At 55.7% G+C, this 18,550-nt stretch carries 19 protein-coding genes; 11 read left to right on the forward strand and 8 right to left on the reverse strand.

What is annotated here, in order from left to right; genetic code table 11:
* Positions 1 to 229 precede the first annotated feature (229 nt).
* The gene (locus WC811_RS13920) at positions 230 to 769 is read left to right on the forward strand and encodes a hypothetical protein (protein ID WP_372645561.1); all 540 of its coding nucleotides are present in this window, start codon (positions 230 to 232) and stop codon (positions 767 to 769) included.
* 59 nt (positions 770 to 828) lie between these two features.
* On the opposite strand, the gene WC811_RS13925 is transcribed toward WC811_RS13920, so the two are convergent.
* Positions 829 to 1,518: a DUF4239 domain-containing protein gene (locus WC811_RS13925; RefSeq protein ID WP_372645565.1), complete on the reverse strand. Its 690-nt coding sequence runs from the start codon at positions 1,516 to 1,518 to the stop codon at positions 829 to 831.
* A 366-nt stretch (positions 1,519 to 1,884) separates the two neighbouring features.
* On the opposite strand from WC811_RS13925, the gene WC811_RS13930 reads away from it, so the two are divergent.
* Positions 1,885 to 2,328 (forward strand): GNAT family N-acetyltransferase, encoded by a 444-nt coding sequence (locus tag WC811_RS13930; RefSeq protein ID WP_372645568.1) that lies wholly within the window; start codon positions 1,885 to 1,887, stop codon positions 2,326 to 2,328.
* Positions 2,329 to 2,470: 142 nt separating this feature from the next.
* On the forward strand, positions 2,471 to 2,665 hold the full coding sequence (locus WC811_RS13935; RefSeq protein WP_372645569.1) for a nuclear transport factor 2 family protein: 195 nt from the start codon (positions 2,471 to 2,473) through the stop codon (positions 2,663 to 2,665).
* A gap of 623 nt (positions 2,666 to 3,288) precedes the next feature.
* On the opposite strand, the gene WC811_RS13940 is transcribed toward WC811_RS13935, so the two are convergent.
* Positions 3,289 to 3,495 (reverse strand): hypothetical protein, encoded by a 207-nt coding sequence (locus WC811_RS13940; protein ID WP_372645571.1) that lies wholly within the window; start codon positions 3,493 to 3,495, stop codon positions 3,289 to 3,291.
* A 777-nt stretch (positions 3,496 to 4,272) separates the two neighbouring features.
* On the opposite strand from WC811_RS13940, the gene WC811_RS13945 reads away from it, so the two are divergent.
* A complete protein-coding gene (locus tag WC811_RS13945; RefSeq protein WP_372645573.1) occupies positions 4,273 to 4,497 on the forward strand; it encodes an aldehyde dehydrogenase family protein in 225 nt (74 codons plus the stop codon).
* Between the two features lie 371 nt (positions 4,498 to 4,868).
* Positions 4,869 to 5,621, forward strand: coding sequence for an SDR family oxidoreductase (locus WC811_RS13950; RefSeq protein WP_372645576.1), 753 nt, complete (start codon positions 4,869 to 4,871; stop codon positions 5,619 to 5,621).
* 43 nt (positions 5,622 to 5,664) lie between these two features.
* Here WC811_RS13950 and WC811_RS13955 read toward each other — a convergent pair whose 3' ends face one another.
* A complete protein-coding gene (locus tag WC811_RS13955; RefSeq protein ID WP_372645578.1) occupies positions 5,665 to 6,672 on the reverse strand; it encodes a LysR family transcriptional regulator in 1,008 nt (335 codons plus the stop codon).
* Positions 6,673 to 6,751: 79 nt separating this feature from the next.
* Here WC811_RS13955 and WC811_RS13960 point away from each other — a divergent pair, with 79 nt between their 5' ends.
* The 3 genes from WC811_RS13960 (at position 6,752) to WC811_RS13970 (ending at position 9,999) form a co-directional block, all read left to right on the forward strand.
* Positions 6,752 to 8,131: a sensor histidine kinase gene (locus tag WC811_RS13960; RefSeq protein WP_372645580.1), complete on the forward strand. Its 1,380-nt coding sequence runs from the start codon at positions 6,752 to 6,754 to the stop codon at positions 8,129 to 8,131.
* Positions 8,128 to 8,784, forward strand: a complete 657-nt coding sequence (locus tag WC811_RS13965) for a response regulator (RefSeq protein WP_372645582.1) — start codon at positions 8,128 to 8,130, stop codon at positions 8,782 to 8,784. Before WC811_RS13960 ends, WC811_RS13965 begins: the two co-directional genes overlap by 4 nt.
* Positions 8,785 to 9,006: 222 nt before the next feature.
* The gene (locus WC811_RS13970) at positions 9,007 to 9,999 is read left to right on the forward strand and encodes a phenylacetaldoxime dehydratase family protein (RefSeq protein ID WP_372645584.1); all 993 of its coding nucleotides are present in this window, start codon (positions 9,007 to 9,009) and stop codon (positions 9,997 to 9,999) included.
* 56 nt (positions 10,000 to 10,055) lie between these two features.
* Here WC811_RS13970 and WC811_RS13975 read toward each other — a convergent pair whose 3' ends face one another.
* The 5 genes from WC811_RS13975 to WC811_RS13995 all read right to left on the reverse strand — a co-directional run bounded on the left by WC811_RS13975 (position 10,056) and on the right by WC811_RS13995 (position 14,413).
* Positions 10,056 to 10,694, reverse strand: a complete 639-nt coding sequence (locus WC811_RS13975; protein WP_372645586.1) for a glutathione S-transferase family protein — start codon at positions 10,692 to 10,694, stop codon at positions 10,056 to 10,058.
* 132 nt (positions 10,695 to 10,826) lie between these two features.
* Positions 10,827 to 11,201, reverse strand: a complete 375-nt coding sequence (locus WC811_RS13980) for a RidA family protein (RefSeq protein WP_372645588.1) — start codon at positions 11,199 to 11,201, stop codon at positions 10,827 to 10,829.
* A gap of 98 nt (positions 11,202 to 11,299) precedes the next feature.
* Positions 11,300 to 12,241 carry a 2Fe-2S iron-sulfur cluster-binding protein gene (locus tag WC811_RS13985; protein ID WP_372645590.1) on the reverse strand — a complete coding sequence of 314 codons (942 nt, stop codon included), beginning with the start codon at positions 12,239 to 12,241 and terminating at the stop codon, positions 11,300 to 11,302.
* Complete coding sequence (locus WC811_RS13990) at positions 12,238 to 12,786, reverse strand: MOSC domain-containing protein (RefSeq protein ID WP_372645789.1); 549 nt, start codon at positions 12,784 to 12,786, stop codon at positions 12,238 to 12,240. The genes WC811_RS13985 and WC811_RS13990 overlap by 4 nt, the downstream gene beginning before the upstream one ends.
* Before the next feature lie 220 nt (positions 12,787 to 13,006).
* A complete protein-coding gene (locus WC811_RS13995) occupies positions 13,007 to 14,413 on the reverse strand; it encodes an aldehyde dehydrogenase family protein (protein ID WP_372645592.1) in 1,407 nt (468 codons plus the stop codon).
* A gap of 149 nt (positions 14,414 to 14,562) precedes the next feature.
* Here WC811_RS13995 and WC811_RS14000 point away from each other — a divergent pair, with 149 nt between their 5' ends.
* The 3 genes from WC811_RS14000 to WC811_RS14010 all read left to right on the forward strand — a co-directional run bounded on the left by WC811_RS14000 (position 14,563) and on the right by WC811_RS14010 (position 18,528).
* Positions 14,563 to 15,480, forward strand: coding sequence for a LysR family transcriptional regulator (locus WC811_RS14000; RefSeq protein ID WP_372645594.1), 918 nt, complete (start codon positions 14,563 to 14,565; stop codon positions 15,478 to 15,480).
* 179 nt (positions 15,481 to 15,659) lie between these two features.
* Positions 15,660 to 16,775, forward strand: coding sequence for a CynX/NimT family MFS transporter (locus WC811_RS14005; RefSeq protein ID WP_372645791.1), 1,116 nt, complete (start codon positions 15,660 to 15,662; stop codon positions 16,773 to 16,775).
* An 802-nt stretch (positions 16,776 to 17,577) separates the two neighbouring features.
* Positions 17,578 to 18,528 (forward strand): hypothetical protein, encoded by a 951-nt coding sequence (locus WC811_RS14010; protein ID WP_372645596.1) that lies wholly within the window; start codon positions 17,578 to 17,580, stop codon positions 18,526 to 18,528.
* The last annotated feature ends 22 nt before the right edge of the window (positions 18,529 to 18,550 follow it).

An 18,550-nucleotide genomic window follows, 5' to 3' on the forward strand; every position in this document is an offset into this window, starting at 1 on the left:
CGATCCAGAGGCGGCATGAGTGGGCAAATTCCTAGGATGGCCGTCCCTATTCCCCAGTTTACGACTTGGCGAATTGGACCGTCGGGCGCCGGCCGAAGAAAGTTTGTCGAAATACTCCTTAAGGTCATTCTTTTGACCCAGTTTTTGAATTACTGATTGGCTCGCGGGATTCAAAAATGCTCAACGTCGGTGTCTAAAAGCACCGCGGCCGAGCGTGTCGGAGCCCGTCATGCAAATCCGCTCAGACTCCAAATCTCAACTCGTCGACCTCGAATTCGACGCCGAGCATACGCTTTGGCGTAAAGCCGACACGGATCGCGGTACTGCGCTCCTCGATATTTTGAGTAGCGAGTTTAAAAGCGCCCTTCGGCAGATGCATCGGCACGTTATGTTACGCAACGCGCTCCGACGTTCGCAGGATCTTGCTCAGATCCATTTGTTCGTCGGGTATGGTGGGGGATTTTCCGAAATCCTTCCGATAGACGACATTCTCTCGGAAATCTTGAAAGAAGGCGCTGCAGGCGACGGTGATCTGCAAATTCTCTGCCGATGGAATGTCGATCGATATGGAAAACCTGTTTTCCCGCATCAACCCGGCCGGTTGATGGAGACGAAGCGCACCATCAAATTGGAAGAACTCCGAAAGCAGTCCGCGAACCTGCTCGCTTGGGTAGACGACTGTGCTGCTGAGGCCGACCTAAAAGGTGGCACGTGGCTCAAAAGGCGACCCGATGATTTGCCATCACCTCGGAAACTTTTGACGGCTTAGGACGAAACCAGGGTCATCTCGCCGAGCGATTGGCCCCCGTTTTTACACCCCAATACACATCAGCGCCCAAAATCTAGCAAAACCTTTTCAAGTGGGTCGCTGTCGATGTGTACGGGACCAGAAAATGGGTGATCGATGGAGATAATCACGAGAAGGCCCATAAAGACAATCGTGGACAGAATTCCTGTCATCATGACCTGAGCCGCGAGATTCTCGGTGCCGAAGAAAAACGTAAATCCCACGGTCAGGACCGCGCCGCTGAAGAGAACGGCCCACAACATTCCGGGCACAATACCCATCGCAAGTTGAAGGCGGGTGCGGCGTGCCTGGGTTAAGGTGTCGAGCTGTTTAAACATCTCCGCTAGGACGGCAGGATGCCGCTGGCCGTTCGTGCTCATTTTGATCGCGGAGGCATAGAGAGCATCGAGCGCTTTTGTGACCTGATCGCTCCCATTCTCGTCAGCCATCCGCGGCCAATCCTGCTCAACCGCGAGTTTGAGATAGTTACTCAATGCGGCGCGGGTTGAGGTCGCATCGGGGTCCGAGCCAGCAGAGAGACGATAAAGGGTAGCGGATGCTCCTGCCTCCTGCAGGACCGCTCCCTCAGCGTCGCTGAAGCGCTCCCAAACGACGATGACGGCGAAAGCGAGTAGCACCGCATAGATCACGCCGACGGTCGCGAACTTGAAGCCGGCGATCTCGTTATTGGTTGTAAGCCGCTCAAGTCCGACTTTGCGCCGGATGATCACTGGGCCGCACATGGCGATGACGGTCGGAACGACGACTAGGAAGAGCGCCGCAATCCATAGCGGTAATCCGGACAAATAAAGCGACACGTTCTTATCCCCCAAGCCACACTACGCGGTTCAATAGGCGTTCTGATCCCAATGTGGATAAGCTTCTACTACACCTCTTCGCGCAGCGGGATTTTCGCCAGCGACATAGTTTTCGGGCGGTGGGTTGGAACTTACAGATGGGATATTCCGCTGGGGTTCCGCCCAGCAAAATCTTTCGCCCCTTAGCGGACTTAGCGCAAATCTCCCGGGTAACGCCCGTCCGGTTTCCCTCGTATTTGTCGGCAAAAGGGAAACACAAAATTTCAGACGGAGGGCCACTTGGCCGAAATTGAAGTCCGGATTCACGAAGGCAGCAGGGATTCCTTGCTGCCTTTGTTCCGCATGGCGGATGAGTCAGAAAGCGAAGTTCTCACCTACTATGAGATGGGAAATGTTCTTGTGGCGTACGAACGCGGCGCGATTGTTGGCCTCGCTCACGTCGTGGAAGAAGCGGGTGCGCTGGAAATCGTCAACCTGGCTGTTGTTCCCCAGCGTCGGGGCAAGGGCATCGGCAAGCGGTTGATAGAAGAAGCGGCGAGGTTCAGTCGGCTCAGCAACACCCGGCGGCTCGTGGTCTGTACGGGGGCGTGGGAGACGAGCAACATAATCTTCTATCTGAAGCGCGGCTTTCGCATCTTCAACGTGGTGCAGAACTTCTTCACGTCGGAGAAGGGATACGATCTGGCGGTTCGCGATCAGGTGCAATTCGAGATGACCGTATGAGGGATGGGTCGTGTCGAAGAATTGGATGCGGCTCCATTTAGTTCTGTAGGTCAGCCATTCGTTCTTTGCAGGGACATTGCCGGGTTCGGAGAGCAAATCGTGACGCAAAGCGAGATCGCTGAAGTTCAGATCAGATATCTGATTGAAGATTGGGCGGAAGCTGTGCGAGGTAGCCGGGGAAGATGTTGCCTTCGCCAATATGCGGTGCGGCTCCGCAACCGGCAGTGGCCCCGCGCTAGATGGAGGATTTCAATTCAGGCTGACGATTGGGCTGCGTAAAATCGACCACCAGTGGCGGCTCGCTCATGAGCACCATTCTGTACCGGCGGTAGATTAGTCGGTCGTCTTCGCGTCACGGAGGCGCCAGTGTCGGAGCCAATAGTCATAGTGGATATCGCATGGCAATACCTGATCACTGCTCCGTCCATGAAGCTGGCCATGCGGTTGCCGCCGAGGTTCTCGGTATTCCGCACCACGGCGCAACGGTCGACCCGGACCGCTGTGGTACTTACCGGATGGCGCTAAATCCGTCCGGTGAGACCTTCATCATCGATCCGCGACCCGGATGGTCACGGGTGATGGGCCCCAAGAAACAGATAGCGAAGAACCTGGCCATTTGTCTGTATGCTGGACGAGCCGCCGAATTGTGCGTCTTCGGTCATGACGTTGGTGGTCATCTCCGGGACTATTCAGAAGCACGCAGCATGATCCTGTGGGCCCGGCGCGATAATACGATCGGACCTCTTCAGTGGCGAACCTTACAGCGACAGCTAGTTCTCCGGGCTGACATCTTGGTAAGAGAGAATGAGGTTGCCCTCCGGCGCGTGGCTGCAGCACTGCAAACGAGGAACACACTGAGCGGAGATGAAATCGGGAAGCTTCTAGGCTAAGCGGAAGGGCTGCTATCTAACCCGCATTAGGTGCGAGGAATACACGCGCGAACTATAGCATTGTCGGAATCTATTCGCCGGTTTTGGTCAGCCAGTCTTCTGCTTCGTGAAGCGAGAATGCGAACTCAGAGCCGGGTATGCCTGAGGGCATTCGTGAACCTCCTGTGTTCTTCACGATGGAAAAGCGACCATGATGAGGTCCCTTACCCACTTTCTCCAAACGATAGCCTTTGCTCTCGGCGATTCGGCTAACCCTTTTTTCCTCTGCATTTGTCATGAGCTGGTTCCCGATCAGAAAAGGCGAACTCTACATCAAAATAGCTTGCATCGGTTCTTTCGGGTGGTCTCGACCTTAAATTCTGTTTCCCAGCACCCGCCATAATACCAAAGGAAATCGCATCGCACGCGGATCCGAACGTCGCGAACCCCGCATCTATACAAAAGCGGACGCCAGCGTGAGATGGCGTCCGATCCCTGGCGATTGCTCGGGCAGTATCCGCTTATTCATTGAGAGTGGACTTGATCCTCGAAATATTCGCGGCCGCTTCTGGCCCTTAGCGGTCATCGCGCGAGCGTGGCGCCGCGTCGATCGAGCAGCCGCTCGGCAGAGAAAGCCGACAGTCACGGGGGAATGGTATGCGTCGGTTACGATGAAAGCGAACTTGTCTGAATTATGCGGGAAGCGTCGTTCGAACGAGGTCGATGAGGTGTCAGCTTACGCGCGGAATTCCGACACAGAGACGAGACATTGGCTGTGAATTGCTGACCAGGGCGCGGTATTCTGACGGAGAGTTCTCATCTTCGTTCGAGCCGGTGGCGCTTCAAGGGCTGAATTAATTGAACCTTTTCATTGGCGCACCGGAGTTGATGAAGATGAGAACTTTTGCATCGTTATTAAGGTTGATTGATCGACGATCTGAAGCGCATCCTGAACGGAATGTCTGCTTTCTAGCCGTCAACAGAAGCGCGGTTTGACGGGCAACGACCTCCGCTATGGGCCAGTAGCGGACATAAGGTAAGCTGCGGGATCGCTCTCAAGTGAAGCCCACGGTTCTTGAGGACGTACGGTCTCGGCGCCTCGGTCTGGTCATCAAATCGCAGAAGAGCCGAAGTGGTCGCGCTGAAACTTGAAGCGGGTACCGTCTACATCAACAAGCACGCCGATTTCGCCCGACACATTCCGCAAGCTGGCGCTAAGTGTTCAGGTCTCGGCGTCGAGATTGGTGAAGAGGGATTACTTGAGCATACGCAAGTTCAAGTTCTCAACGAAGCCCTTTAATCACCAGCGCCGCACGGGGCCGCACTGGCGCCCCCTTCCAGCCGTTTCGCGCGGCGTTCTTTGAACAAGAATGAACCGCACAAAGCTCGACAATTCCCCCCGCCGTCCCCCAAAGTTCATCGTCGCGACACGCAGCGGCAGATGCCGAGATCCACGGACCGTCAGTGGGGCCTTAGCGCGCCCGTGTCGGCGAGGGCCGACAATGGACCGCTTTCAGTCATCTTCTCGATTTCCGGTCAAATGTTGCCCGACTTCAGAGAATTCTCCACGCCGCTGGCTAGGTGCATTTTTCGCGTCGAGGAAGTCGACGGACGAAAATCAAGTGATCGTCAGGGTCGCAGTGCCTCTAACCCCAGCACATGGAGACCAAAATGAAGTTGAAGAACAAAGTTGCTTTCATCACTGGTGGAACGTCAGGCATCGGCCTCGAAACGGCAAAGCTGTTTCAGTCGGAAGGCGCCAATGTTGTTCTCGTCGGTTCAAATGAATCGCGTCTGGCCGCAGCCGGCAAAGAACTCAATGGCAATGCCTTGCTCGTCCGTGCCGACATCCGAAAAGTAGTTGAGATCGAACGCGCCGTCGAAGCCACTCGGAGTAAGTACGGTCGTATCGATGTCCTATTTGCCAATGCCGGCGCCACGACAGTCGCCCCGCTCGAAGCCGTGACGGAAGAGTACGTCGCTGAGAACCTCGCTCTCAATTTCACCGGCACGTTCTTTACGATCCAGAAGGCCGCTGCAATCATGACGGAGGGCGGAAGCATCGTCGTGACGACGTCGTTCCTAAACACGATCGGCTTTCCCGGTCTGTCGATGCTCGCTGCAACGAAGGCGGCTGCGAGATCCCTCGTTCGGACCCTGGGCGCCGAATTGGCGCCGCGCGGTATCCGCGTGAACGCCGTCTGCCCCGGTGCGATCGCAACGCCATTCTACAGCAAGATTGGTCTGGCGGATGCGACGCTCTCGGAAGTTGCTGCCAGCATCACGCAGAAGATTGGCTTGAAGCGATTCGGCGAAGCGACCGAACTCGCAAAGGCCGTGCTGTTCCTTGCGAGTGATGACGCGTCCTACACGACGGGCGCCGCGCTGGTGGTCGATGGCGGTTTGACCCAGTTCTGGCGCTGATGCCGCCCACGACAGCCCGCGCTCATGTCCGGAGTGCGGGCTGCTAGCCAGCCCGAATACGTCCGAAGTTACCTAGCTCTTCACGAAGCTTGGGCACAGCGAAATCGATGAACCGCCGCAGTTTCAGGGGCATCATGCTTCGAGATAGATGGACCAGGTGAACCGGCATCGGCTCGACTTCGAATTCCTGCAAAATGAACTGCAGCCTTCCTTCGTCGATAGCGTCGGCCACGTCGTGTTCAAGCACTCGGGTCGCTCCTATACCATCGATCGCAGCATCTACAGCAGCATCCGGCGACGACACCAATAACCGTGGCACTACCTCAATTGTGAAGATGTCCTGCGTGGCTGGACTGCGGAAACACCATGGAGAGAGGCTGGGACTATCGAATACGATACAAGGATATCCGCGAAGGTCCTTTGGCATCCTCAGTGCACCGCACCTTTCAAGCAGATCCTTGCTCCCTACCGTCACCACACGCAGTGTCCCCACCCGCGTTGCGACCAGAGCACTATCACGCAGTCGCCCAATTCTGATTGCGATGTCTACGTGGGCATCTATGAGATCGACGTTGCGATCGGACTGCACGAGCCGCACTCTTATCTCGGGATATTGCGCTAGGAATTGATCAATAACTTTCAACACCCGCAAACGAGCGACTTGGACGGGCGTGGAAATTACCAACTCACCCCTCGGCGCCGTAAACTCGCCGGCGGCACGACGTTCTTGCTCATCAACCTGTTCGAGAATCTGTTTTGCCGAGGCAACATACTCAGTGCCAGCGTCAGTCAGCTGAAGCTTTCGCGTCGACCGAACCAATAGCTTAGTTCCAACCGCCGTTTCGAGATCGTTGACCTTTCGCGTGAGTGTGGCGACCGGGATGCGCAATTTCCTGGCGGCAGCCGACAAACTCCCCTCCTCAACGGAGGACACCAGCATCGCCATGGCTTCAAGCCGATCCAAATGAATCATCCAAAGAAAGGGGAAGTAGGAAATTCTAGCTTTTCCAGATTTGTTAGGCTTGAAGCAATGAATAATGGCTTCGGGCATTTTGCCCGAGCACAGAAATCGCCTCTTCAATTTAACTCAAAAAGCGAGCACAACGCACAGTCAAGAACCGGAGGAGCACATGCGGCTGCTGACGCTTTTATTGTTACGGCTTATGGCGGCTGTATTGCTGTGCTTGTCGTTGTCGATTGCGGGATTGGTTTGGGATGCGCACCGTTCGATCGAAGCCGATGTCGCGGCAACCGCGACGCGCGTCGATCAGCGGCTCCAAGCTCTTTACTGGCAACATCTGATGTGGCGGAACGGAATCTCGCGCGGCTCCCTGTTGCCGCTGCCGGATTGGGACACGGTCGAAACGCAAAGCATCATTTCGCCCGGCGTTTGCGTCACCTATGGTCTCCCTGGAACGACGCCGCGTAAACTGTGCAGCCAGGTCGAAGCGCTCGGTCCCCGTGCCCCCGCGTGGTTCGCCGCAGCTTATCTGTCAATCATGGGCAATTATTCGCCGGTCGTTCAACCGCTCTCTCTCCACGATGAACAAGCCGGACCCATTCTCACCGCAGCCGATACAGAGGCAGCACTTCGACGGGCTTGGAGAGAAATTTCGACGGTGGTGGACGCCGCTGTTATGCTTGCGGCAGGCATTGCCATTCTAGCCGCGATCATGATCGGTCACGCCTTGATGCCCGCACGCGCGATCGTGGGCGCCCTTCACGATCTCGAAGAGGGCCATCTCGGCTCCCATCTCGGGCATTTCAACAGCACCGAATTCAATCACATCGCTAACGCCGTCAATCGACTTGGCACCACGCTCAAACAGACAAACTCTGAACGCATGGCACTCACGGCACGCCTGTTCCAAGTCCAAGAAGAAGAACGACGCGCCTTGGCCCGCGATCTTCACGATGAGTTCGGCCAAGCGCTGACGGCAACCACCGCGCTCGCAACTATCATTGAAACCCGCGCGATGCCGGAGCGACCCGATATCGCGCAAGACGCGCGCGCGATTGCGAAGACGCAAGAATATCTCATGAAAATACTCCGCACGACTTTGGTGCGCTTGCGTTCCCAAAGCATCGAAGAACTCGGCCTCGAGGCCAGTCTCCGTCAGCTGATCACGGATTTTAACGCTTCATCGAAAAGCGGCACGATCTTCCGGCTTCACATGGCCGGCCGACTGGCCGAACTGCAAAAACGCGTGGCCGTAGATCTTTATCGCATCGTGCAGGAGTGCTTGACCAATGCGAGTAAACACGGCAGGCCAACCGAAGTTACGGTCCGTCTTGAACATCGCAGCTCCGGCGAGCCTCACGTGACGTTAAGCATTGAGGATGACGGCGGCGGCGATAGCGGCCACGTGTCCACGACTTTTGGGCAGGGTATCCTTGGCATGCGCGAGCGCGTAGCGGGTTTGGGAGGTTCGCTTTCCATCGGTAATGCTCGCAAAGGTCTATTGATTACCGCACGCGTTCCACTTTCTGAGGGGGGCGCTCTCGTTTGAAAAAAATAACGATTTTGCTGGTCGATGATCATCCCATCGTGCGCGAGGGGTACCGCCGACTCCTGGAACTGCGCCCAGAATTCGTCGTCTGCGCCGAAGCCGAAGACGCTAGCCAAGCTTACGAAGCCTATAAGCTTCATAAGCCTGATGTCGTTATCATGGACCTGACGCTCGTTGGCGTTAGCGGCATTGAAGCCACTCGCCGAATTCGCGATATCGACAAAAGTGCAAAGGTCCTCATTTTTAGTATGCATGCGCAAAGTGCGTATGTGCTCAAGGCGTTCGAAGCGGGCGTTCGCGGCTATATTACGAAGGGCAGCCCGCCAGCCGAACTGATCAAGGCCGTTGAAGTCGTCGCTGAGGGTGGTCGCGCCATGAGCGAAGACATTTCAAAGGCGTTGGCGGCGGATCGGTTGCGAGGTGCGGTTCAACCGCTAGATGACCTATCGCCGCGAGAGATGGAGGTATTACGGCTCATCGCGACTGGCGCTAGCAGTGAAGCGATCGCTGATCTCCTTCACCTCAGTGTCAAAACAGTTCGTAATATACACTACGCCGTGAAGGCTAAGATCGGCGCCGACAATGACGCTCACCTCGTCTTGCTCGCTTTAGCCGCCGGAATTATTCCCGCCGAAAACCTGTTCACTCCGTGACGGGCAAATTGCCCGAAAACGCCGGGCACCGTGCTCTATGCCGAACGATACACTTATGCGTAGTTTGCCCCGCATTCGGAGCGATCACGATGCTAGGCTGAGAGACCTCCGACGATGCTGAAGAACAGCAATTAAGCAAAAAGTCGGGAGGAATAATTACTGATGGCTTTGGACTCATCCATTCCAGCGCATTTGCGTTGCCCTCGTACTAGAACCCGCCAGGTGAGCGACACGTGGAATCCACCAGTTGCGGCCTATTCCGCGCGGCCCACGGAAAACATTCAGCAGTTGGTGATGTCGTATTTCGGAGTCCAAGCGAAAGGCGAAGAGAATAAGGATCGTATCCGTACGGCACTTCAAGGAATCATCGAAAGCTTCAAGCAGCCGAATGGACCGGCGCGCTATGACACTGTCCAGTTCATCGATGCGGCTGGCTACCTCAACCAAGTCGCCGTGGCTTACTGGATCGATACCGATACCTTCCACAAATGGATTGAGAGTGACGTTATCAAGAATTGGTGGGCATCGGATGACCGGTTAAAAGAAGAGGTGGGCTATTTTCGCGAAATCCTCCGTCCGCGCATTGAGCAGTTCGAAACTATCTATACAGCTGCTCACGGTCCTTTCGAGGGCGTCAGCAAACTTTTTCCCGAAATGAGCGGGCCGATCATCGAGCACGGATACTGGGGCTCGATGCGCGATCGTCTCCCCGTGTCGCAGACCAGCACCATGGATCCGGAAGGCACGCTCGCCGTCGCTCAAGGATCGCCATCGCATGGCGGCCGTGTGATTATCAACGGTCACAATAACCTCACGCTCATTCGCTCGGGCGAAGACTGGAGCACGACTGAAGCCGAAGAACGCAAGATCTGGTATGACGACATCGCGCCCGTCTTGAAGGAAGGGATGGATTTCCTGCGCGACGACGGCATGGATGTCGGCTGTTACTGCAATCGATACTGCTTCCACATCGACGAAAACGGAAAGCAGGAGGAACGCGGCTTCGGCTACAGCCTCTGGCGTTCGCTTTCGGCGCTTGAGACCTGGGGCGCGACCCATGGCACCCATCTCTCGATCTTCGTGACGTTCAATAGGCTGGCGAAGAAATTCAAAAACCTGACGCTTTATCATGAAGTCTCGGTTTTCGACGCGTCGAACCAGTATTTCGAATACGTGAATTGTCACCCCAAGACTGGCCTTTTGCGCGCGGTCTGAGTTCATCGCAGCACTGATTTAAGAAGGCGGCACTCAACATGCCGCCTTTTTTGCACTCAAGCGGGAGTTTTGCCCGTCGCCAAGGAGCCCAGGCGAACCATCCACGATGCGACGGATTGAAAACTTTGAACATCCGGGGCGGCTATTCCGAACCGTAGAGCGGTATCACCTGCCAAGGCTTCCGCCACCGCACGGAAAGGCGGGTAGAGGTTGATGTCTGCAGCCGTGCATTGCTGAGTGTTGAGCCAGCCTGTCTGCCGAAGCCGAGCATCTAATTCGTGCAGCAGATCATCAAATCTCTCGGCCGCGTTGCGAACAACCGTTTCTGGTAAAGAGCGGCGAAAGAGCAGAGCGCCGATCAACGGTCCAAGCACGGGATCGGCATAAGATTGCTGCTCGCAAATCTCCTGCATAATCTTACCCGCTTCAGCTGGGGTTACGCCGTAAAGAGGAACCGCAGGATAGGCACGATCAAGATAGAACATGATTGCCTGCGATTCTCTTACCACGGTAACGCCGTCCTTTAAGACAGGCAGCATTCCAGACGGGCTAAGAACCAGAAACTCTGGAGTTTTGTTTTCCTGATTGGCGACGTCCAAGTGGTGAGACCGATAGGACAGCTTTTTCACTGCCAGCGTCAGCAGCCCTCGCATGGCGAAGGGCCCGCCGGATGTCCAGTAAAAGTCTATTGTCATCGCACCTCTTCCAAAATTCTGGTTGCGAAGTCGTTTTGGCGCTCGGCTGTCTGGATCATCGCATTAGTTGGAGAACGCCAGTTTGCTGAGCGGATCAGACCGGAAAATCGAGGCATCGATGGGAAAAAGCTTCTAGAGCTTCATCGCTACGGCTTCGATTTCGACCAACGCATCGTTGGGTAGCCGGGCTACTTCGATAGTCGATCGCGCGGGCGGCGCCTCTTTGAAATATTCGCCGTAAATTCGATTGAGCTCGGAAAAATCGTTCATATCCTTCAGGAAGCAGGTTGTTTTGACGACAGCTTCCATGCTGGATCCGGCAGAAGCCAGCGCCGCGCTGAAATTAATGAAAACCTGACGCAGCTGGGATTCAAAGCCCTCCGGAAACTGCCCGTTTTTTCCAAACGGCAGCTGACCGGAAATGAACACGAGACTTTCGGCTCGTACAGCATGCGACAGCGGAAGCGCGGGCTTTACATTTCCCGGATTGAAGACGTCTCGTTTCATTTTTACTGCTCCTGTTTAACGCGGTGAAAATTTTTCTATCGAGCGATTTGTCGCAAACATGGAAGAGGCGTGCTAGGCGAAGCCATTGAGCATGACCTTTAAAGATCAAGCGTGACGCTGACCCGCGCACGCGACACGCACGGCATCAGGCGGTCTTGACGCTTGGAGGTGGGCAAGATCTTGTCGCGATGGATAACCGTACCGTTGCGATAACCGCATTCGCACGAGCCACAGACCCCGATCTGACAGGAGGAGGGCATCACGAATCCATTTTCACGCAAAACCTCTAGCAGCGATTTGGTGGCGGGCACGAGCAAGGTCTCGCCTGTTGAAGCTATGGTCGCTTCAAAAGGCTCGGGTTTGAAATTTTCATCAACCGTCATATCGAAGGCTTCGACGTGCAGCCCGTCCTCGGGCCATGCTGTCAACGCAGCCTGCACGGCATCGAGCAGGCGCTGTGGGCCGCAGACATAGGCATGAATGCCTGGGTCATACGGCGGCAGAATCGCGGGATCGAACCGAGTTCCCTCCTTCGAAAACCAGCAATGAAGACGCGGCCCGCAAATGTCCTTCAACTCGGCGAGTAAAGGAGTCAGCCTGGCGGAAGGCGCGCAACAATGAAATGCAAATGTCTTTCCTCGGCGTCGCAAGGTGCGTGCCATCGAGATGAGTGGCGTTATGCCAATGCCGCCCGCGACGAAAATATAACGATCGCCGCGTTCGTCGAGAGGCAGGCTATTGCGTGGCGCAGAGATATGCAATTCGCTCCCCACCGTTACATGGTCATGAAGCCACCGCGAGCCACCTCTTCCTTGTTCTTCGCGCTTGATGGCAATCTCGTAGTGAGTGTGTTGCTCGGGGTCGCCGCACAGGGAGTATTGACGCACGCGACCATCCGGCAAATGCAGATCGACATGCGCGCCCGCTGACCAATGGGGAAGTGAAGAGCGTAAGGGATGTTTGAGATGTAAATGAAGTACATGCGGTGAGGTCAATCGCATATGCGCCACGTGCATTTTCATAATGATGCGCGCGGTCATGGATCAAGCACTTCGATGACATCGCCCTGCCGAATAGTGCCGCCTTTTTCGACGCCGCAGTTTAGGCCCGAGCGATTGTAAAGCGGCAAATAGACGGGAAGACTCAAAAGCTCCTCCAAATATTTGCAGGGGAAGTTCAAGCGGCCTCCGCGAAGAATTGTGTCGCCCACCCTGAAGCGGCGCCCGACGAGATGGTTCAATGGAACTCCGCGAACAGTCAGGTTTCGCCGGTGATCTCCGGGTAGAAGGTTGATAGGACCGCCTTGCAAGGGGGGATCGTTTCGCGAAAGGGCATCAAGCGCTTCTTGTTCGATAAGTGTGACTTCGCGCACATCAGGCTTGGGAGAATAGGTGCCCGTGCCGTTGTAATACCGATCTCCAACGATGCCTCGGCCTGTAACCAACATAGCCTCTCTGATTTCCTCCATCTCGTAGCTCGCACCGGTGGCAATATGGATATGAAGAAGCTTACCCCGCCACTGAGTTGCTCCGCCGATAGTTCGTGAAGCGATTGAGCCTGCCGGATGTTCAAAGGCCTGCATCATTTGAGGCGCGTTAGAAGTTTTTGGATGGATTTTCACGGCAGCGTATCTCCGTGAGTACCCCGCCGCCGGGTACGGCACGTTTGCGTATTGCCCGTCAAGGATGATGCGCGCCAGCTGAGCAACTCGCTTCCAATGCCCCGAATTTATTTGTTTCTCTTAAGGGTTACCGCACGAAACGGCTGGACGGGGGTGTCCGCGCAGTCCCGTGCGGCTCCGGCGATTACAGGGCTTCGTTGAGAACCTGCACTTGCGTGTACTCAAGTAGCCCCTCTTCACCAATCTCAACGCCAAGACCAGAACCCTTCGCGCCGGCTTGAGGAATGTGGGGAGCGATATCGGCGTGCTTGTTGATGAACACGGTTCCCGCTTCGAGTTTCAACGCGACCTCCTTGGCGCGTGTGCGGTCGGACGACCAAACCGACGCACCGAGGCCATATTCACTTGCATTAGCGCGCGCGATCGCTTCGTCGAGCGTCTTATATTTCAAGACAGGTAAGATGGGCCCAAACTGTTCCTCATCGACGAGCTTCGTACCCTCTTCCATGTCTTTGACGATCGTCGGCTGAATGAAATAGCCTGGACGATCCGGCACGTTTCCGCCCGCAACGATCTTGCCGTTAGCGTGCGCGTCATTGAGGTAGGTTTTGACCTTTTCGTATTGCATGGCGTTTTGCAGCGGTCCCACGACGGTGCCCTGCTGAAGTCCGTCGCCCAATACGGCATCTCGAGCTAGTTTTCCGAGCTCTTCGCACATTTCGTCATACTGACTTTCGTGCACGTAGAGCCGTTTCAATGCCAGGCAAACCTGTCCGGAATTGAAGAAGGCACCCTGGAAGATGCCGGGAGCCACATCTTTGGGGATGGCGTCTTGCAGGACGATTCCCGGATCATTGCCGCCCAGCTCCAATGTGAACCGCTTCATCGACTTGGCGACATTTCCCAAAACCTTGAGACCCGTTGCTGAGGAACCCGTGAAAGCGACCTTTGCCACATCCGGATGGCTGGTGAGTACATTGCCAAGATCATTGGCGTCCGTGACGATGTTGACAACGCCAGCAGGGACGATGGTGGCAATTAGCGCGCCGAACATGAGTGTGGCCAAAGGCGTGGTCGCGGCGGGCTTCACCACAATGGTGTTGCCGGCTAGGAGCGCCAGCGGAACCTTGAAAGCCATGATCATTAGCGGGAAGTTCCACGGGATAATTCCCGCGATGACGCCCAATGGCCGACGATGCAATTCGACCCGACGTGCGTCGCTGTCCTCGAGGATTTTTGGATCCAAATTGAGAAGCGCCGCGTGACGGAAGAAGGCCGCAGTAAGATCGACCTCGCCTTGGGCCTCGCCCAATGGTTTGCCTTGCTCGGACGTGAGTAATCGCGCCATCTCTTCGCGACGGCTTTCTACCGCGTCGGCTACGCGAACGAGGACCCTGCGTCGCTCATCCATGGTTGTGGCCGCCCACTTGGGAAAAGCCTTTTTCGCGGCCGCGACGGCCTCATTCAACTGGCGCGCCGAGCCGCGTGGGCACGTTGCGATACGAGTCTCGGTCGCGGGATTGAGCACGTTCATCGTGCTATCCCCGTCAACCAGCTTTCCGCCGATTAAGAGTTTATATTCGCCCGACATCCTGATCTCCCAAACGATTAAGGAGCCCCGGAGTATCAGTTGGTCATTCACACGAGCTATAGACTGGCGCTCATATGAGTTATGATTGTAGACCGGCAAACACGCGGTATGTTTAGGCAGCGGATGCTTGGAAATTGTGCATTGTACCCATGAAAAACATCGACCTGGCGCTTCGTCAATTTATAGCCATCGCGGGCGCCGGTTCTGTTTCCAGAGCAGCCGATGCATTGGGCCTTACGCAATCCGGCTTGAGTAAACAGCTCTCGCTTTTGGAAGAAGGTCTCGGTCAAACACTCTTTGAACGCCATGGGCGTGGTGTCGTCTTAAGTTCGGCAGGAAAGACCTTACACGATGCGATCAAGACGTCCTACGAGCTGATCGATGCGACGGTCGTGCGCTTGCGCGAAGAGCAGGGCATCACGGAGGGTCGTTTGCGGATCGCGACCATCCACCCGTTGAGCTCCTACTTCATCACGGGCGTCATTGCGAAATTCATGGCTCAGCGACCGAACGTGAACGTCTCGATGATCGGACGCAGCTCCCCGGACGTTATCGCTTTGGTAGAGACTGGCAAGGTCGAAATCGGTTTTGTTTACGACGAAGCCGTCGCAACTGCGAATGTAGAGGAAACAATCCTCTTCGACGAGAAAATGTCGCTCGTGGTCTCGGAAGACTCGGTGCTCGCGAATGCAGACAGCGTCGATCTGAGAGAGACACAACTTTCGTTGGTCGTTTTTCCGGCGCCTTATTCGCAGCGGCGGATGCTCCAACTGCATGGCCTGGATTCGCACGCGGTAGCCGAGGTCGATACTTTAGATGCGATGCTTAAGCTCGTGTCGCTTACTTCCGGTCAATGCATCTTGCCGGATCACATTTCAGGTGATGCTTTTGCCGAACATCGACTTGTTGCGATTCCAATATCCGCGCCATTACTGCGAAGACGGGTCGTTGCCATACATCGGAAAGGCCGCACGCTCTCCAGTCTCGCCAATCTCATCCTCGAAATCGCACGCGCCACGATCAAAAGCCGAGGGGATGTCATAGCTAGTAGAAGCGCAAAGCTATAGCTGCATGCCAAGTACTGGCATTACGAGGTAGCCTCGGAATGTGATCCTAGGACGAGGCCTCTTTGACCATATATTTTCGTGGTTTTGCGACAGAGCCGAGGCGCGCGCAACTTTCGCGTCCCTTGGCGACCGCAGTTTCGAAACGCGCACCGCTTCTTACAGCGATCATACTCGTCGCTTTGAGTCTCAGGCCAGGAATTGCCTCCCTCGGCCCGTCGTTGCCCTATATCATCAATGACTTCAATCTCTCGCATACGGAGGCTTCGTTTGTCGGTGCCATCCCGCCGTTATTGATGGGCCTTCTGGCTTTTCCGAGCCCTTGGCTAGCGCATCGTTTCGGCGTCGATCGCACCCTGCTTTTTGCAGTAGTACTGTGCGGTCTGTCCGTTGCCGCGCGCGGATGGGCATCGAATGGGTTGGAGATTTTTCTGACCACCGCAGGGGTCGGTACCGGAATTGCTGTCGCGCAAGCCCTTCTGGGTGGTGTCATCAAGACTGCTTTCCCCAATAACACGTCGCTGGTGATGAGCGTCTATGCCGCGACGCTCTCTTTGGGTGCCGCTGTCTCTGCGCTGACGACACAACAGTTTATTACCCAAACCGGCCATTGGCCGCTTGCAATCGGGGTCTGGTCCCTTGTCAGTCTCGCGGCGGCTTTGGCCTGGGCGTTCACAAATACAAGCGTACCGGAACCTGCAGTGTGTCACCGCCCTTCCCCTCCCATGCCTATCGCTTCTCTCCGCGCCTGGCAGATCGCCCTCTACTTCACAATTACTGGCATACTCTTTTATGCGCTTTTAGCCTGGCTCGCGCCGCTCTACCGCGAATTGGGTTTGCCAGCATCGCAAGCGGCTTCCACGGTCGCGGTGTTTAGCGCGACTTTCATGGTGGGCAACCAACTTATGGGGTGGTTCAGCCGATCGCGCGACCGCCGTATCTGGTTATTTCTTTCGAGCCTTTGCGCATCAATCGGATTGATTGCGCTCGCGATCGCGCCGATGCACTCGCCGTTTGCTGTTGTCACTGTCTGCGGTGTGGGCCTAGGCGGCTCTTTCACACTCGGCATGACGATTGTTCTCGATAACACTCGTTCCGCTGAGGAAGCCAACAAATGGAACGCGTTTGTCATGGGCATAGGTTATTCGTTTGCCGCCCTAGGCCCTGTCATTTTTGGCTATTCGCACGACGTCTTCGGGAGCTATCAGAACGCGCTATGGTGTTGCGCCGCCATTTCAATCATCGCCATTCCAGTAGCGTTTGCTCTGGCGCCGTTGCGTTTTGAACCGTCGGCTTAAGCGGCTTTTCTGCTCCAGATCGCGGTCGCGCGGACAATTCCCGTCTTGCTGTACTAACGTCCGTTTTTCTCTGCAAACCAGTAGCTCGGACAACCGAGCACTCGCCGACCACTTCCGCTTTGGGTCAGAATCGTCGTTCGAACGAGGTCGATGTGGTGTCCGCTTACGCGCGGAATGCCGACACAGCGGCGAAATATTGGATGTGAATTGCGGATCCGCAGCACTCGGTATTCTGACGAAGAGTTCTCATCTTCGTCCGGTCCGGTGGCGCTTCAAGGGCTGAATTAATTCATCTTTTTTGTTGGCGCGCCGAAGCTGATGAAGATGAGAACTTTTGCATCACAATTAATCTAATACGTTAACTGAATTGATGATGCTGGCGGAGCTCTTACGAGGTCGAGAATGACCATGCTCATCTTTGGTTCGCCGTTCGTCGGAGCTGCGATAGCATCGGAGTGACGAGAGAGCCGTTACGATGTCTGCCAACGTCCGCATACTCACCCGCCGTGAACTATATAATCTTGTATGGTCGAAGCCCGTGCAAACGGCTGCGGTCGAACTTGGCATCTCCGATCGTGGCCTTGCCAAGATTTGTTCTCGCCACCGCGTACCGAGCCCCACCCGAGGATACTGGGCCCGCGTCGCTGCCGGCCAGAAATTCAAACCTCCGCCTTTCGAAGAGATCGACGATGCTGCACTCGATCGGATCGAAATCAATGCAACCATCTCGCACCTTCCCGAGCAGACGCGTGAGATGCTGCGCAAAGCCAAAGCGGAGCGCTCCGAACGACGGGAAGAATGCGTGCCGGAATCTCTCTTGTCGTCGCCGCCGGTCGAAAAGCCGCATCATATAGTTGCGGCCACTGCCAAAGCGCTACGCAAGGAGAAATCAGACGAATACGGGTGCGTCTCCGCGACCGGCATGGGTCTCTGTGGCGTGATCGTGCATAAGGATCGCGTCGAACGGACCATCATCTTCCTAGACGCGCTAGCCACCGCGTTAGACGCAGACGGTCTGCAACTGCGGCCCGATGAAATGCGCATGAAGATTGTCGTCGGCAAAGATATGGTTGCATTCACGCTGACAGAGAAGACGCGCCGAGAGAAGCACATTCCGACAGAAAAGGAACAGGAACTTCATAAACGCCAGCTAGCAAAGCGACGGCGTGCGGCGAACTATAAAAACTGGGACTTATATATGTCGCTTCCCCACTGGGAACCCTGGCCCGAATATGACACCGTTTATACAGGTCAACTCGCATTCGTAATCGATTGTTGGGCGCGGGGGCTGCGCAAGACCTGGGCAGACGGCAGGACGCAGAGCGTCGAATCTATGATCGAGGATATAGTCACAGGCCTCAAGATCATCCTCGCCAACGAGAAAACCGAACGCGAGCGCCGTGAGGAGGATGAACGTCAGCGTGGCGAACTTGCCCGGCGGCGGGACCTCGCCAAGAAACGCAACGAGCGCGAGGAAAGGCGCATCACCCATCTGAGGGGCCTGGTGCAGCTGCAGCGTGAGGCCACTGATATTAAGAACTGGCTCGCCTCACTGCCTGACACAGCCGCAGCAGATATACCAACCGATCTCGGGCGCATGATACATTGGGCGACAGCGCGCCTGGCTGATCTGGAAGCCCGGACGACGATCAATGCAGCCGCTGCCCAGTTGGAGGGGAAGGCTCTGTTTCCAGAAATCGATGAACTACACGATCCGCTCGGCGATCCACCTGAGCCCAAATACCGTTGGTGAGATTGGCATTTTTTTGGCGTGC

Source organism: Hyphomicrobium sp., assembly GCF_041659645.1.
Taxonomy (GTDB): domain Bacteria; phylum Pseudomonadota; class Alphaproteobacteria; order Rhizobiales; family Hyphomicrobiaceae; genus Hyphomicrobium_B.

Bases quoted from the DNA above. Each gene is read 5' to 3' on its own strand.
- WC811_RS13920 (WP_372645561.1), top strand. From the start codon at position 230: ATGCAAATCCGCTCAGACTCCAAATCTCAACTCGTCGACCTCGAATTC.
- WC811_RS13940 (WP_372645571.1), bottom strand. From the start codon at position 3,495: ATGACAAATGCAGAGGAAAAAAGGGTTAGCCGAATCGCCGAGAGCAAA.
- WC811_RS13950 (WP_372645576.1), top strand. From the start codon at position 4,869: ATGAAGTTGAAGAACAAAGTTGCTTTCATCACTGGTGGAACGTCAGGC.
- WC811_RS13955 (WP_372645578.1), bottom strand. From the start codon at position 6,672: ATGCCCGAAGCCATTATTCATTGCTTCAAGCCTAACAAATCTGGAAAA.
- WC811_RS13960 (WP_372645580.1), top strand. From the start codon at position 6,752: ATGCGGCTGCTGACGCTTTTATTGTTACGGCTTATGGCGGCTGTATTG.
- WC811_RS13975 (WP_372645586.1), bottom strand. From the start codon at position 10,694: ATGACAATAGACTTTTACTGGACATCCGGCGGGCCCTTCGCCATGCGA.
- WC811_RS13980 (WP_372645588.1), bottom strand. From the start codon at position 11,201: ATGAAACGAGACGTCTTCAATCCGGGAAATGTAAAGCCCGCGCTTCCG.
- WC811_RS13985 (WP_372645590.1), bottom strand. From the start codon at position 12,241: ATGACCGCGCGCATCATTATGAAAATGCACGTGGCGCATATGCGATTG.
- WC811_RS13990 (WP_372645789.1), bottom strand. From the start codon at position 12,786: ATGATGCAGGCCTTTGAACATCCGGCAGGCTCAATCGCTTCACGAACT.
- WC811_RS13995 (WP_372645592.1), bottom strand. From the start codon at position 14,413: ATGTCGGGCGAATATAAACTCTTAATCGGCGGAAAGCTGGTTGACGGG.
- WC811_RS14000 (WP_372645594.1), top strand. From the start codon at position 14,563: ATGAAAAACATCGACCTGGCGCTTCGTCAATTTATAGCCATCGCGGGC.